Source organism: Sediminibacterium salmoneum NBRC 103935 (assembly GCF_000511175.1).
In the GTDB taxonomy this organism is placed as follows: domain Bacteria; phylum Bacteroidota; class Bacteroidia; order Chitinophagales; family Chitinophagaceae; genus Sediminibacterium; species Sediminibacterium salmoneum.
This window is the reverse complement of record NZ_KI866530.1, coordinates 1,923,975-1,936,588: the sequence shown is the minus strand read 5'-3', so window position 1 is coordinate 1,936,588 and position 12,614 is coordinate 1,923,975. Positions and strand designations below refer to the sequence as shown.

The 12,614-nt window shown below is 41.5% G+C and carries 14 protein-coding genes; 5 read left to right on the top strand and 9 right to left on the bottom strand.

The window, feature by feature from the left end; all coding sequences use genetic code 11:
- Nucleotides 1-8: 8 nt before the first annotated feature.
- From P767_RS0109010 to ubiE, 4 genes are read right to left on the bottom strand one after another with little or no spacing between them, the layout of a single operon-like run.
- A complete protein-coding gene (locus P767_RS0109010) occupies nt 9-1,322 on the bottom strand; it encodes a MutS-related protein (RefSeq protein ID WP_026764245.1) in 1,314 nt (437 codons plus the stop codon).
- A gap of 25 nt (nt 1,323-1,347) precedes the next feature.
- Nucleotides 1,348-2,691 carry a dihydroorotase gene (locus P767_RS0109005; protein ID WP_026764244.1) on the bottom strand — a complete coding sequence of 448 codons (1,344 nt, stop codon included), beginning with the start codon at nt 2,689-2,691 and terminating at the stop codon, nt 1,348-1,350.
- 33 nt (nt 2,692-2,724) lie between these two features.
- A complete protein-coding gene (gene porT, locus P767_RS0109000) occupies nt 2,725-3,447 on the bottom strand; it encodes a type IX secretion/gliding motility protein PorT/SprT (RefSeq protein WP_037351707.1) in 723 nt (240 codons plus the stop codon).
- Nucleotides 3,420-4,163: a bifunctional demethylmenaquinone methyltransferase/2-methoxy-6-polyprenyl-1,4-benzoquinol methylase UbiE gene (gene ubiE / locus P767_RS0108995; RefSeq protein WP_026764242.1), complete on the bottom strand. Its 744-nt coding sequence runs from the start codon at nt 4,161-4,163 to the stop codon at nt 3,420-3,422. Before ubiE ends, porT begins: the two co-directional genes overlap by 28 nt.
- A 112-nt stretch (nt 4,164-4,275) precedes the next feature.
- Between ubiE and rsgA the strand changes: the two genes are divergently transcribed.
- A complete protein-coding gene (rsgA, locus tag P767_RS0108990; protein WP_026764241.1) occupies nt 4,276-5,202 on the top strand; it encodes a ribosome small subunit-dependent GTPase A in 927 nt (308 codons plus the stop codon).
- A gap of 3 nt (nt 5,203-5,205) precedes the next feature.
- Here the strand turns inward: rsgA and P767_RS0108985 are convergent, their stop codons facing one another.
- A complete protein-coding gene (locus tag P767_RS0108985) occupies nt 5,206-5,748 on the bottom strand; it encodes a gamma carbonic anhydrase family protein (RefSeq protein WP_026764240.1) in 543 nt (180 codons plus the stop codon).
- 59 nt (nt 5,749-5,807) lie between these two features.
- Between P767_RS0108985 and P767_RS0108980 the strand changes: the two genes are divergently transcribed.
- Complete coding sequence (locus P767_RS0108980) at nt 5,808-6,992, top strand: aspartate aminotransferase family protein (protein ID WP_026764239.1); 1,185 nt, start codon at nt 5,808-5,810, stop codon at nt 6,990-6,992.
- 29 nt (nt 6,993-7,021) lie between these two features.
- Here P767_RS0108980 and bshA read toward each other — a convergent pair whose 3' ends face one another.
- Nucleotides 7,022-8,155 carry an N-acetyl-alpha-D-glucosaminyl L-malate synthase BshA gene (gene bshA, locus P767_RS0108975; RefSeq protein WP_026764238.1) on the bottom strand — a complete coding sequence of 378 codons (1,134 nt, stop codon included), beginning with the start codon at nt 8,153-8,155 and terminating at the stop codon, nt 7,022-7,024.
- A 99-nt stretch (nt 8,156-8,254) separates the two neighbouring features.
- Between bshA and P767_RS18865 the strand changes: the two genes are divergently transcribed.
- Genes P767_RS18865 through P767_RS0108965 form a run of 3 tightly spaced genes read left to right on the top strand, consistent with a single transcriptional unit; the run spans nt 8,255 to nt 10,025 of the window.
- Nucleotides 8,255-8,452, top strand: coding sequence for a hypothetical protein (locus tag P767_RS18865; protein WP_245586871.1), 198 nt, complete (start codon nt 8,255-8,257; stop codon nt 8,450-8,452).
- Nucleotides 8,453-8,506: 54 nt separating this feature from the next.
- Nucleotides 8,507-9,625, top strand: coding sequence for a M20/M25/M40 family metallo-hydrolase (locus P767_RS16525; RefSeq protein WP_245586870.1), 1,119 nt, complete (start codon nt 8,507-8,509; stop codon nt 9,623-9,625).
- A 7-nt stretch (nt 9,626-9,632) separates the two neighbouring features.
- Nucleotides 9,633-10,025, top strand: coding sequence for a hypothetical protein (locus P767_RS0108965; RefSeq protein WP_026764237.1), 393 nt, complete (start codon nt 9,633-9,635; stop codon nt 10,023-10,025).
- Between the two features lie 20 nt (nt 10,026-10,045).
- On the opposite strand, the gene P767_RS0108960 is transcribed toward P767_RS0108965, so the two are convergent.
- From P767_RS0108960 to P767_RS0108950, 3 genes are read right to left on the bottom strand one after another with little or no spacing between them, the layout of a single operon-like run.
- Nucleotides 10,046-10,741, bottom strand: a complete 696-nt coding sequence (locus P767_RS0108960; RefSeq protein WP_026764236.1) for an SAM-dependent methyltransferase — start codon at nt 10,739-10,741, stop codon at nt 10,046-10,048.
- Entirely contained in the window at nt 10,734-11,522 is a 789-nt protein-coding gene (locus P767_RS16520; protein ID WP_051417254.1) for an EI24 domain-containing protein, read from the bottom strand. Before P767_RS16520 ends, P767_RS0108960 begins: the two co-directional genes overlap by 8 nt.
- 34 nt (nt 11,523-11,556) lie before the next feature.
- Nucleotides 11,557-12,561 (bottom strand): PorP/SprF family type IX secretion system membrane protein, encoded by a 1,005-nt coding sequence (locus P767_RS0108950; RefSeq protein ID WP_026764235.1) that lies wholly within the window; start codon nt 12,559-12,561, stop codon nt 11,557-11,559.
- Nucleotides 12,562-12,614 lie beyond the last annotated feature (53 nt).

The window sequence follows — 12,614 nt, the reverse complement described above, 5'->3', positions numbered from 1 at the left end:
GTAAGGTACTATAAATTTTCTAACATTTGAACCACGCCTTCCCTTTTTAGGATGAGGAATCCCAAACGATCATTGCTGATTCCTTCCTTCAGCTGGTAGCTGAATAATAACTGATCATCCTGAATAGCAGTTTCAAAATAACGGAATTGAATATTGGGGTAATGCTTTAACTGGTGACCGATTTCATATAAATGCGTAGACAAAATAAATAAGGCATTGGGTAATTTTCTGAGTCCTTCAATAACGACCGTGCTGCATTTTACCGCATCTTCCTGATTGGTTCCTTTAAAGAGTTCATCAATCAGGATCAGCCATTTTTTTCCGTCTCTGATTCGTTCAATGGTTTTTTTGATTCGCTGCACTTCGTTGAAGAAGAAACTTTCTCCCTTCATGATATTGTCTGTTACCTGAATATTACTCAGGATACCATCGAGGCTGCTGATTTTCATTTTTTTAGCCGGCACCCCCATTCCTATATGCGCCATGTAGGCCGCTAATCCTGCTGCTTTGATGAAAGTACTTTTACCCGCCATATTGGCCCCCGTTAAAAAAATAAAGTTTTCAGACTGATTTAGTTTTACTTCATATGCCACTGGCACTTCCAGTAAAAAATGATACAGGCCTTCTGCTTCAATGCAAGGTTCCTGCGTCTCCACTACTTCCGGATAGGTAAAATGAAATTTTTTGGCTGCTTTCGCTAAACTTAAATAAGCATCCAGCTTACTGTGAATTTCTATCAGTTCCTCTGTTGCGTTTTTAAATCTTGTTCGTAGAAACTGAGCAAATTTTAAAATGGATGTGGGCGTTAAACTTTTCTTATTGGCCTGCAACATGTCGTGCACCATTTCCTTATTCAGTAATTGAAGAATGCGTTCCGCAGTCTGGTTAAGCCAGACAGATCCATTTTCCAGGGTGATCAGACCCGCTATTTTTTCCATACCCTGCACAAAGTCCAGCGCATGTTCTACGGTAAACTTGGAGAGGGAATAATCGGCCAGGTTTAAAAATTTGTATAATAATGCACTGACCACTCCAATATCAGAAGGATAATTGTTGATGGGTGATTCAAAAAATTTTTCCATCACCAGTACGGTACCATTGGACGGACTTACCGGATATTGATCCATGATGGTTCCCAACTGCTGGATGGTTAGCTGTGTCTGCTCAATGGCTTTAACCGTATCCAGGGGATGGGCCAGCAAGTAGCGCAAATATTCTCTGCCCCCGTTGGTCAGGGTCAGGTTGATATGATGGAAGACAGACTGAAATTCTTCTGAGTGAAAAACAGAAAGGTCCTGTAAAGTGACTTTGTCTACTTGCATTGGCAGTTATTGGGTTGGGTTTAGGCTAATCTCTGCTGAATTTCAATCTTGCGCCCCATTTAGATTCATCAAACACCCCATTTCCATAAACCATATGCCCGTTTACAAAAGTATTTTCAATAGTAGCCGGGAAAGTCATTCCTTCCATAGGGCTCCATCCGCATTTGTAAAGTATATTCTGTTTATTAACGGTGTAGGGTTTGTTCAAATTCACCATCACCAGATCTGCCATATATCCTTCGCGGATATAGCCTCTGTCCTGAATCTGGAAACAATCAGCCACTGCATGACTCATTTTCTCTACTACTTTGGGTAAGCTGATTCTCCCTTCTTTAACATAGTGCAACATCAATTGTAGTGAATGCTGTACCAATGGAAGTCCGGCATGTGCATGTTCGTAGTCTTCCTGTTTTTCTTCCCAGGTATGTGGTGCGTGGTCGGTGGCAATGATGTCTAATCTGTCATCCAGTAATGCTTTCCACAAAGCCTCTTTATTGTGCGGCGCTTTAATGGCGGGATTACATTTGATCTGATTGCCTAAACGATCATAGTCGTCGGAAGTAAAATGAAGATGATGCACACATACTTCTGCAGTAATACGTTTATCCTTTAAAGGAATCATATTGGTAAACAACTGCAATTCCCTTTCTGTACTAATGTGCAGGATATGCAAACGGCTGTTGTTTCTTTTGGCAAACTGAATCGCTTTGAATGAGGATTCAAAGCATACTTCATCGTTTCGGATGATTGGGTGATCGGCTGCCGTTAGTTTTTTACCGGTAGCTTTTATTTGCTTCAGATTTTCTGTAAACAAGGTTTCTTCTTCGCAATGGGTGGCAATCAGCAACTCCGATCCCCCAAACACTTTTTCCAATTGCAATGTATTGTTCACGAGCAAATTTCCCGTGGAAGAACCCATGAAAATTTTAACGCCACATACTTCGTGCTTCTTCTTGTTCACTTTTAAAATCTCTTCCAGATTATCGTTGGAAGTGCCCATGAAGAAGGAATAGTTGGCCAGTGAACATTCAGCAGCCCTGCTGTATTTCTGTTCCAGTAAATCAACAGTGATAGCCGCTGGAGAAGTGTTGGGCATTTCCATATAAGAGGTGGTACCACCTGCAACCGCTGCTTTGGCTTCTGTATATAAATTGGCTTTATGGGTTAATCCGGGTTCTCTGAAATGTACCTGGTCGTCAATCACTCCGGGCAATACATGCAATCCTGTACCATCCATTTCCTCGGCCCTGGCTTTGATGTTGATATCGCCACCTATTTTTTCAATTCTGTCTTTGCTTATGAGAAGGTCACCTTCAATGATTTTACCTTCATTTACAATACTTGCGTTTTTAATGATGATATGTTCCATACTGCAATTTATTCAATTGGCAGCATTTATGCTTTAGTCTTCTAAATGAATTGAGAATACTACCATTCTGGATTGGATTTTATCCAAAACATTAGAGTATTTAAGGGCAGCGTCGGTCTGGTGCATATTAGATAATCCGTAACTTATTTTAATTTCTGGTGATACCGTAACAAACGGCAGATAAAAATTAAATCCAATCCCCGCTTCAAGACCAAAATCATATCTTTTTAACTTAATTATATCATCTGCATTACGTGCAGTAGAATTTGAAGAAAGATCAATATCGTAACGAACCCCGCCAATTAAATAGGTTCTGAAATTACCGATCCGGTCGGAACTGAATTTCAAATGAAAAGGGAAACTGACCAATGTAGAGGGAAGACTTTGAATCTGCGTACTTCCTTCACCCGGCCGGGTACTGCCCAATTGATAACGGATACTTCTTGCCCCGCCAATAATGAGCTGGGGATTGGCACGGATCTGAAAGTGCTCACTTAGCCTTCCGGTGGCCATTAAGCCCATATTGATACCTCCGCTGGAGCCTGGTTCAGCAACCATAATACTATCAGACTGGGTAAACTGATTGGATTTGTTTACCTGTAAATAGGAATTATTGTATCCCAGCGTAATGCCAAAATAATACAACTGATCCTCCCGGTTGATCCGGTATAATTGTTTTTGAGCAAAGCCATACTGAACAAGACCCAACAGGCCCCATACCAGCAGTACTACTTGCTTCCGCAATAAATAGTGCATATGCCGAAACTTAGTTTCTTCAAATAGGTTTGGGTAAAGCCTGCTTCATTCAAAATATTTAAGAATTGATTTCCCTCGGGGAAAGCCTGAACACTATCGTTCAGATATTGGTATGCGTCTTTGTTTTTAGAAAAAACCTTCCCGATAGAAGGCGTAATATAGTTCATGTAAAATTGATACAACTGTTTAAACCCTGCTGAGCTGGGTTTGGAAAATTCCAGAATCACTGCTTTGCCTCCGGGTTTTAATACCCGATACATTTCTTTCAATCCCTTGCTCAGGTCCTGAAAATTTCGAACACCAAAGGCAACGGTAATGGCGTCAAAATAATCGTTTTCAAAACGGATATTTTCACTGTCTCCGGTATGTAACTGAATAATATTTTCCAGCCCTCTGGCTTTTATTTTTTCTCTTCCGAAATTCAGCATGCCTTCTGAAATATCAATCCCGATAATCTGATCAGGATGTAATATTTCCTGGGTCAATAAGGCCACATCCGCAGTACCTGTGGCAACATCCAGTATGGTTTTAGGAGCCAATTTTTTTAACTCTTTGATAGCAGTTTTCCTCCAACCCACATCAATGCCCACACTCAGGAAACGATTCAGAAAATCGTAACGGTGTGCAATATTGTTGAACATATCGGCCACCTGCTCTTTTTTCGCCAGCTCACTGTCTTTAAAAGGCACTATCTCGTCGTGCGCAAATTTCGCCATGGCTCAAAGATATTCATTTTAAACCCTGTAAACCCTTCTGTTCAGTACAGAGCGGCTTTATTTCGGTTAATATTTCGCAAAAATTGCGCAGACTGCCTTTATCTTCGTTTCTGTGAAGGCCAAAATATACAAATCAACTGGTAGTTGGTACCAGGTAAAAGCAGAAAATGGACAGTTTTATAATGCCCGTGCCAAAGGGGTATTTAAAATTGAAGGCCATACTTCAACCAATCCAATTGCAGTAGGCGATGAGGTAGATATTGAAATTGAAGCCGTGCAGGAAGAATCTGCCATTATTCAAATCATTCACGACAGAAGAAATTATGTGGCCAGGGTTTCTCCTCACAATAAACGGATGCACCATATCATCGCTTCCAATATGGATCAGAGTTTGCTCTTTGCAACTTTGAAAGAACCCAAAACATCATCCGGATTTATCGATCGTTTTTTAATCTCCTGTGAAGCCTACCATATTCCTGCCATTCTGGTTTTTAATAAGGCCGATTTGTACAGGAATAAAGAAATGGAACGCTTTGAATTACTAAAAGATATTTATACACAGGCAGGATACAGGGTTAAACTAATTAGTGTAGAAACAGGGTTGGGACTGGAAGATTTGAAAGCCGAACTGATGAACAAAACCACTTTGCTAAGCGGACATAGCGGGGTTGGCAAATCCACTTTTATCAATCACTTGTTTCCGCAGTTTAATCTGAGAACACAGGAAGTGAGTAACTGGAGCGGGAAGGGATTGCACACGACTACTTTTGCTGAAATGTTCGACATCAATGAACAAACCCATATCATAGATACACCGGGGGTTAGGGAATTGGGGATTGTAGACATCGCCAAATCGGAGCTCTCTCACTATTTTCCGGAAATGCGGGCATTGCTGGGCGATTGCCAGTTTAACAATTGCATGCATATTAACGAACCGGGTTGTGCCGTGAAGCAACAGGTTGGTATTGGTTCTGTATCCGAAGATCGCTATGTAAGTTATCTTACCATTCTGGATACCATGGAAGACAAAAAATACTAAGCCTTACTGCTTTAAAAAATTATTGTGATTGTAGTCTGCAAACCAGGAAGCATACTGCACATAATTATTCGATATTCTTTCTATTTCACCATGCACCATATCGGGTGATAAGTCTTTCACTTTTTTAGCGGGAACACCTGCGTAAATAGTTCCTGATTCAACTACGGTTCCTTCCAGTAATACTGCACCGGCTGCAATAATGGAATTGGAATGAATGATGCAGCGATCCATTACAATGGCGCCCATGCCAATGAGCACATCGTCGTGTATGGTACACCCATGCACCAGGGCATTGTGACCGATGGAAACACGGTTGCCAATTTCTGTTGGATTTTTTTGATAAGTGCAATGTATAACGGCACCATCCTGAATATTAACCTTGTTCCCTATTTTTATATAGTGTACATCTCCTCTCACAACGGTATTGAACCATACACTGCATTCATCGCCCATTACCACATCTCCTACAATGGTTGCGTTGGGAGCTACAAAACAATCTGCACCCATTTGCGGATGCTTGCCAAGAACAGGTAAAATCGTTGCCATAGTAATATTTGTAATGAAGATATAAATTATCGGCAATCTTATTATAAGTTTGAACTCAAATGAATCAACGTCAATTATTCTTAGACCATGTGGCCCAGACTTCTCCCAAACCCATCGGGATTGAAATGGCTGCTGCACAAGGGGTCTGGCTTACTGATACCCAGGGCAAAAAGTACATTGACGGCATTTCGGGTTTCAGTGTGGCCAATATCGGACATGGGAATCCTGCCGTTATAAAAGCGGTTCAGGAACAGGCCGCTGCTTATATGCACGTAATTGTTTATGGGGAATTCATTGAAACACCCCAGGTGCAATATGCCAAAAAATTAACCGAACACCTGCCAGCTACTTTAAACTGTGTCTACTTTACCAATAGTGGGGCAGAAGCCACAGAAGGGGCGATGAAACTGGCCAAGCGGGTAACGAACCGATCTAAAATCATCGGCGCCAAAAACGCTTATCATGGCAGCACACAAGGCGCATTGAGTATGATGGGGGATGAATATTTTAAACAGGCATTCCGCCCCTTGTTGCCAGATGTGTATCATTATGATTATGGGTCACCCGATTTACTGGAAGCTATTGATCACCAAACAGCCTGTGTGATTCTGGAAACGGTGCAGGCAGAAAGTGGCGTAACTGCTCCCCCCGCATCATGGTTACAAGCGGTAAGGGAAAAATGCAATCAGCATTGTGTGTTATTGATATTGGATGAAATTCAGGCAGGATTTGGAAGAACGGGTTCTCTATGGGCATTTGAACAATATGGCATTGTACCTGATATATTGTTGCTGGGAAAAGCATTAGGTGGTGGCATGCCATTGGGGGCATTTATTGCGGATCAACGACTCATGAATACCTTAACCTATGCGCCTGTATTGGGTCATATTACAACCTTTGGCGGACATCCGGTTTCCTGTGCAGCGGGCAAAGCCGCTTTTGAAGAATTGATAGTACACCCCGAATGGATTCAGGATGTTCCAAAGAAAAATGCGTTATTAAAATCCCGCTTACAGCACCCGAAAATACTATCGGTAAAGGATTTTGGACTGTGGATGAGTTTGCAGTTTGCGACTCCTGAAATTACACAAGCCGTTGCGCATGCTTGTATTCAAAACGGGTTGGTAACCGATTGGTTTTTGTTTGCACCCGACCGAATCAGAATTGCGCCGCCGTTGATTATTACACAGGAGGAGTTAGGGGTGCTTTGTGAGATTGTATTGAGCAGTGTAAACAGTATGTAATTGTTTATTCATTCTGCTCTTGAATAAAACTACAAACTCATCCTGCAAAATCTTCCATATAGTGCCTCGTAAATCGGAATGATTTTTTTGATATCGAATTGAGCAGCCTGTTCATAAGCTGCTTCCTTCAGCTTGGTTAGTTTTTGCTCGTCGCTTAATAATTCAATGGCATATTTACTCATGGAATCCACATCGCCTACATTAGCCATATAGCCAGTCTGTCCCTGAATATTAATTTCTCCCAAACCCCCTGCATTGGTGCTGATGACTACAGTTCTTGCAGCCATGGCTTCTAATGCCGCCAAACCAAAACTCTCGTATTCTGAAGGCAATAAGAATACATCACTTACTGCAAGTATGTCTTCAATCTGTTCCTGCTTTCCTAAGAAGCGAACATCGTGCTCAACGCCTAACTCCCTGGCCAGTTCTTCACAGGCAGGTCTTTCAGGGCCATCGCCTACCATCAGTAATTTAGAAGGCACCACTGCCTGCGTGGCTGCAAATACTTTTATTACATCCGTAACCCTTTTTACTTTTCTGAAGTTACTGGCGTGCATGATGATTTTTTCTCCGTTAGGCGCAATTACTTTTCGGAATGCATCAATGGGTTTTTTATTGAACCTGCTTACGTCAACGAAATTGTAAATCACTTCAATTTCCTTTTCAATGGCAAAGGAATGATAGGTTTCGTCCCTTAGGTTTTTAGATACTGCAGTAATGGCATCACTTTCATTGATAGAGAAAGTAACAACCGGCTCATAGGTTTTGTCGCGTCCTACTAAAGTAATATCGGTGCCATGTAAAGTAGTAATGAATGGAACATGTCTGCCTGTCTTCTTTTGCACGATCTGACGGGCCATATAGGCAGCAGAAGCATGGGGAATGGCATAGTGTACATGCAGCAGGTCTAAATCATAATTCATAATTACGTCTACCATGGTACTGGCCAATGCCACTTCATAGGGAGGGTAATCGAACAGCGGATAAGTGGGTACCCTTACTTCATGGTAAAAGATATTGGTATTGAATACATTCAGCCTTACCGGTTGCTGGTAGGTAATAAAATGTACCTGGTGGCCCTCATCTGCCAGCGCCTTGCCTAACTCTGTAGCCAAAACACCTGATCCACCAAAAGTGGGGTAACATACTATACCTATTCTCATTGCAATTGAATTATTCACTGTAAAGAACGGATTTTTTTTGCTTTTGTTCGCCCCGTTCATCAAAGCGTAACAAAGCGTTCATTTCATTAACTTTAGCCAATGAAGCAATTATTAATCCTGGCAGCATCTATTCCGATGCTGCTTTCTGCACAAAGCAATGCAGACTCGGCGTACATTAAAAAAATTAGTGATGAAATCATGCGCAATGGCAAGGCCCACGACCTTTTGCGCGAATTAACCAAGGGCATTGGCGGCAGATTAGCCGGCTCTGAGCAATACAATAAAGCGGTTGCCTAGGGGGAAGCTTCTTTAAAAAAGCTGGGGGCAGACAAGGTTTTTTTACAAGCCTGTATGATGCCAAACTGGAAAAGAGGGGGCAAGGACTTAGCATCCGTAGTTGATCAGAATGGAAAGAAAACCAATCGTGCACTGGATGTATTGGCATTGGGTAATTCAATAGGTACTGGTGGAAAGCCATTGGTAGCAGAAGTGGTGGCCGTGCAGGATTTTGATGAAATGGAAGCGAAGAAAGACCAGCTGAAAGGCAAGATTGTGTATTTCAACAACAAATTCAATCCCACCAATATTCAGACTTTCAAGTCTTATGGGGAAGCCGGTCAGTACAGAAGATCTGGCCCTAGCAGAGCAGCAAAGTACGGTGCAGTAGGAGTGATGATTCGCTCTTTAACGGAAGCCACGGATAACAACCCGCATACCGGTACAACCGGCTACGATGAAGCTTATCCGAAAATCCCTGCGATTGCTTTGGGCAATTATGATGCAGACTATATCTGGGAAACAACCAGAAAGAATACCATCAAAGTTTCCATGACAACCAACGGATCCTTTGGTCCGGATGTGGAAGGGCATTCTGTAGTTGCTGAATTAACCGGTACTGAATTTCCTAATGAATACATTACCGTTGGAGGACACCTGGATAGCTGGGATGTAAATGAAGGCGCCCATGATGATGGTGCAGGTATTGTGCAGACCATCGAAATCATGCGAGCATTGAAAGTGTTGGGATATCAGCCCAAGCGCACATTGCGCTTTGTGTTGTTTGCCAACGAAGAGAATGGAATGAGAGGAGGTAATAAATACGCAGAAGAAGCAAAGAAGAACAATGAGAAACATGTATTTGCTTTAGAGTCTGATGCAGGTGGATTTACACCAAGAGGATTTGGCTTTACCGCAAGTGCAGAGCAACTGGCAAAAATTCAACAGTGGCTGCCTTTGTTGAAACCTTATGGTACTGACTTTTTACAGGCCGGTGGCGGTGGGGCAGATATTGGGCCTTTGAATAAAACTTTTGGAACACCCATTGCCGGATTAATGCCGGACAGCCAGCGTTATTTTGATATTCACCATGCCCGCTCCGATGTTTTTGAAAATGTAAACAAAAGAGAGTTGAATCTGGGCGCAGTGAATATGGCGGCACTGATTTATTTAGTAGACAAATACGGACTATAATATGACTATGAAAAAATTTGCCTGGAGCGCAACCACCATAGTACTTTTAGTACTGATTGGCTTTATTTACTGGCGTTACTATTTTGTATATTCTGAAGGAACCAAAGCGGGGATTCTGAATACTTTTCAGCAAAAAGGGTTTGTATTTAAAACCTATGAAGGCAATTTAATTCAGAGTGGATTTAAGGCCAATGTGCAGAGCAATGAATTTGTGTTCAGCGTGGTAGATGAAAAAGTGGCGGAAGTACTCAATCAGAATTCAGGCAGAGAAATTAATGTGCATTACAAAAGGTATTTAGGTGCTTTGCCCTGGCGCGGTGTAGAGAAATACATTGTAGACAGTATTTTAGAAGTGAGAGGGCTGGGAAATGAAACCATCATTGCACCCAAACAACACTAAGCTTTGCGGAGAAAATTTGGCTAAGCCTGCAATAAAAAGATTACCGGAATTTTATGAAGTTCCGGTATTTTTTTGCTCCATTCTTTTACGGTAAGGGTTACAATACTTTCGTCGGGTGCCGTGATATTCTTACCAATGCAAATGCGGGTTTCCGGCTTACAGGCACTCAGTAAATCTTTCATCATCTGATTGTTCCGGTAAGGCGTTTCAATGAATATATGTGTACACTGATGACGAAGCGAATCTTCTTCCAATGCCCTGATTTTCTTTTTTCTTTCTGACGGATCAATCGGCAGGTATCCGTTGAATTGAAAGCATTGACCGTTCATGCCACTGGCCATTAAAGCCAGTAAGATAGAACTGGGTCCTACCAAGGGTTTTACAGGATATCCATTTTGTTGTGCTGCTTCTACCAACACTTGCCCCGGATCTGCAATTCCCGGGCACCCCGCTTCACTTACAATGCCAATAGTATGTCCTTCTTTTAAGGCTTTTAAAAACTGCTGAACAACTGCAGCTTCGGCTTTGTGAATGGCTTGCCACTGATAATTATCAATCACCATTTCTTTCCAGATTTTTTTGAAGAAACGGCGGGTTGTTTTTTCGTTCTCTACAAAAAAGTACGTACACTGTTCTACTCCTTCCTTTATGTAAGCAGGAATGGTTTCCAATGCATCTTCGTACAGCACCGTTGGTATAAGTAGTACTTTACCCATGGTTGTTCTGTATTTTCTCCAAAGCTTCTTTTTTAAGCGGATATATACTTAGAGTGGCAGCCACTACTGCGTAGGCAGGTGCCAAAATCCACCCGATTACGGGTAATAAATGAAACAGATAAAAAACAATACCATTTCCGATGGCCAGGCCTTTATGTGCCGATACAAAAGCAATGCTTTCAGAAGCAGATTTTTTGTGTCTTTCCATACTATAGTCTAACATAGAAAATCCATAATAATAACATTCCAGAATCAACGCAAGAAATGGCGTCAGCCATCCGAGTAGCGGAATCAGACTTAAAAAAATAATGCTTAGTACATAAACGGTTTGCCACAAACTGTTTCGTATGGCCAACTTTATCCCGCGTACAATATCTTTCAGAAACTGACTGGTATTAAAAGGGAAATCCTTGTTCTCTAAAATGGATTCTGTTTTTTCACTTAAATAGGCAAAAAGCGGAGACCCGATGATCAGGAACAAATATTTAAAAAGCGAAAAGTAAAAAAGCATCAGCAAAATCCAGAGCAGCATGCTTCCCATGGTGAAAATAAATCCCAGAAAACCACTGTCTAATGTATCCAGCCATCTCTTTAATCCTGTTTTGAGTGCAATCCATTCAATGGCATTGTTGGCGCTTTGACTAAAAAAATACATGCCTGTGATAAAAAGCAACATGTATAGAAATCCGGGAACAATAATCCATTTCCAAAGTTTATGTGCTTTAATGAAACGATGCGCAGCTCCGTATGCCTGTATTGATATAATAATTTCCTTTAACAATCGGGGGTTTTTGCCAAAGATAACAAATCAGCGCTTAAAACTTAGGACAGTTCACTGGTCTGTCTGTATTGGGTCTTCTAATGTAAATTAATGAAACTTCAATGCCACCTCTGTTCATGGAAGCAGTTCTTAAAGAAGAAGTATTGTAATCGTAGGTAGCGCCAATGCGAATATTGTTAAACTCAATACCTATATAAGGAATGATGGCATCTTTCATTCTCATCCATGCACCAATATATAAACTGGTTGGATTAAGTTGATCAGGGGTTGCATTCAGCTGTATGGCGCCACCAATAATGGTTTGAGAAGCCTGTGCCTGAAAACTCTGTGATCCACTCAGGTGTAAAGTGGTAGTGGTACTTAAAGGAAAATAAGCTCCAGCATGAATATTGGTTCTGGGTTTTAAAGCATATTCGGCTCCGGTAAAAGATTGACGTGGTCTGTTGATATGGTACATGCTGATGCCAAAATAAAAATTGTTATTCTCGTTGGTGCTGCCGTTGTATAATAAGCCGGCATTTAAATCGAGGTATCTTGATTTCAGTGTACTGTTATTGAAAATTTCCGAAGTTACCCTTGTAAAGCCAGATGTAGTTAACTGGTCTTCAAAATTCAGATTGGTGGTGTTGATAAACATATTGGCATAGGTCCCCTGAAAGCCTAGACCAATCTGGTGCATACCATCTTCGTCCAGACTCTTGTGATAGGCAGTAGAAAAACTTCCGTAATTAAACTGAACAGCACCGTTGCTGCTATTATCATTGAATCCCATGAACCCTACGCCCCAGGTATCGCCTCTTTGCATTTTGTTTTGCATAATCTGAAAATCAATGGAAGCGGTTGCTGTGGTAAAAGCATTGTTGATGCCCGGCCATTGGTTGCGATAATTGCCTGCAATGCGATAAGTGCCAAAAAATTTACCAGTAAATGCAGGGTTTAAAGTAAGCGGAGAAGAAAAAAATTGAGAAAAATGCGGATCCTGTGCCTGCACCACCAAAGACAAAACAGCCCCCCATCCCATAAGCAGAATTCTACGCATACTAATTAGTTCCTCCTAAAGATACAATTTAATTGAGGCATGCAGCCTGTTAA

Bases quoted from the DNA above. Each gene is read 5' to 3' on its own strand.
- P767_RS0109005 (WP_026764244.1), bottom strand. From the start codon at position 2,691: ATGGAACATATCATCATTAAAAACGCAAGTATTGTAAATGAAGGTAAA.
- P767_RS0108950 (WP_026764235.1), bottom strand. From the start codon at position 12,561: ATGCGTAGAATTCTGCTTATGGGATGGGGGGCTGTTTTGTCTTTGGTG.
- P767_RS0108960 (WP_026764236.1), bottom strand. From the start codon at position 10,741: ATGGGTAAAGTACTACTTATACCAACGGTGCTGTACGAAGATGCATTG.
- porT (WP_037351707.1), bottom strand. From the start codon at position 3,447: ATGCACTATTTATTGCGGAAGCAAGTAGTACTGCTGGTATGGGGCCTG.
- P767_RS18865 (WP_245586871.1), top strand. From the start codon at position 8,255: ATGAAGCAATTATTAATCCTGGCAGCATCTATTCCGATGCTGCTTTCT.
- P767_RS16525 (WP_245586870.1), top strand. From the start codon at position 8,507: ATGATGCCAAACTGGAAAAGAGGGGGCAAGGACTTAGCATCCGTAGTT.
- P767_RS0108965 (WP_026764237.1), top strand. From the start codon at position 9,633: ATGAAAAAATTTGCCTGGAGCGCAACCACCATAGTACTTTTAGTACTG.
- ubiE (WP_026764242.1), bottom strand. From the start codon at position 4,163: ATGGCGAAATTTGCGCACGACGAGATAGTGCCTTTTAAAGACAGTGAG.
- bshA (WP_026764238.1), bottom strand. From the start codon at position 8,155: ATGAGAATAGGTATAGTATGTTACCCCACTTTTGGTGGATCAGGTGTT.
- P767_RS0108985 (WP_026764240.1), bottom strand. From the start codon at position 5,748: ATGGCAACGATTTTACCTGTTCTTGGCAAGCATCCGCAAATGGGTGCA.
- P767_RS0109010 (WP_026764245.1), bottom strand. From the start codon at position 1,322: ATGCAAGTAGACAAAGTCACTTTACAGGACCTTTCTGTTTTTCACTCA.
- P767_RS0108980 (WP_026764239.1), top strand. From the start codon at position 5,808: ATGAATCAACGTCAATTATTCTTAGACCATGTGGCCCAGACTTCTCCC.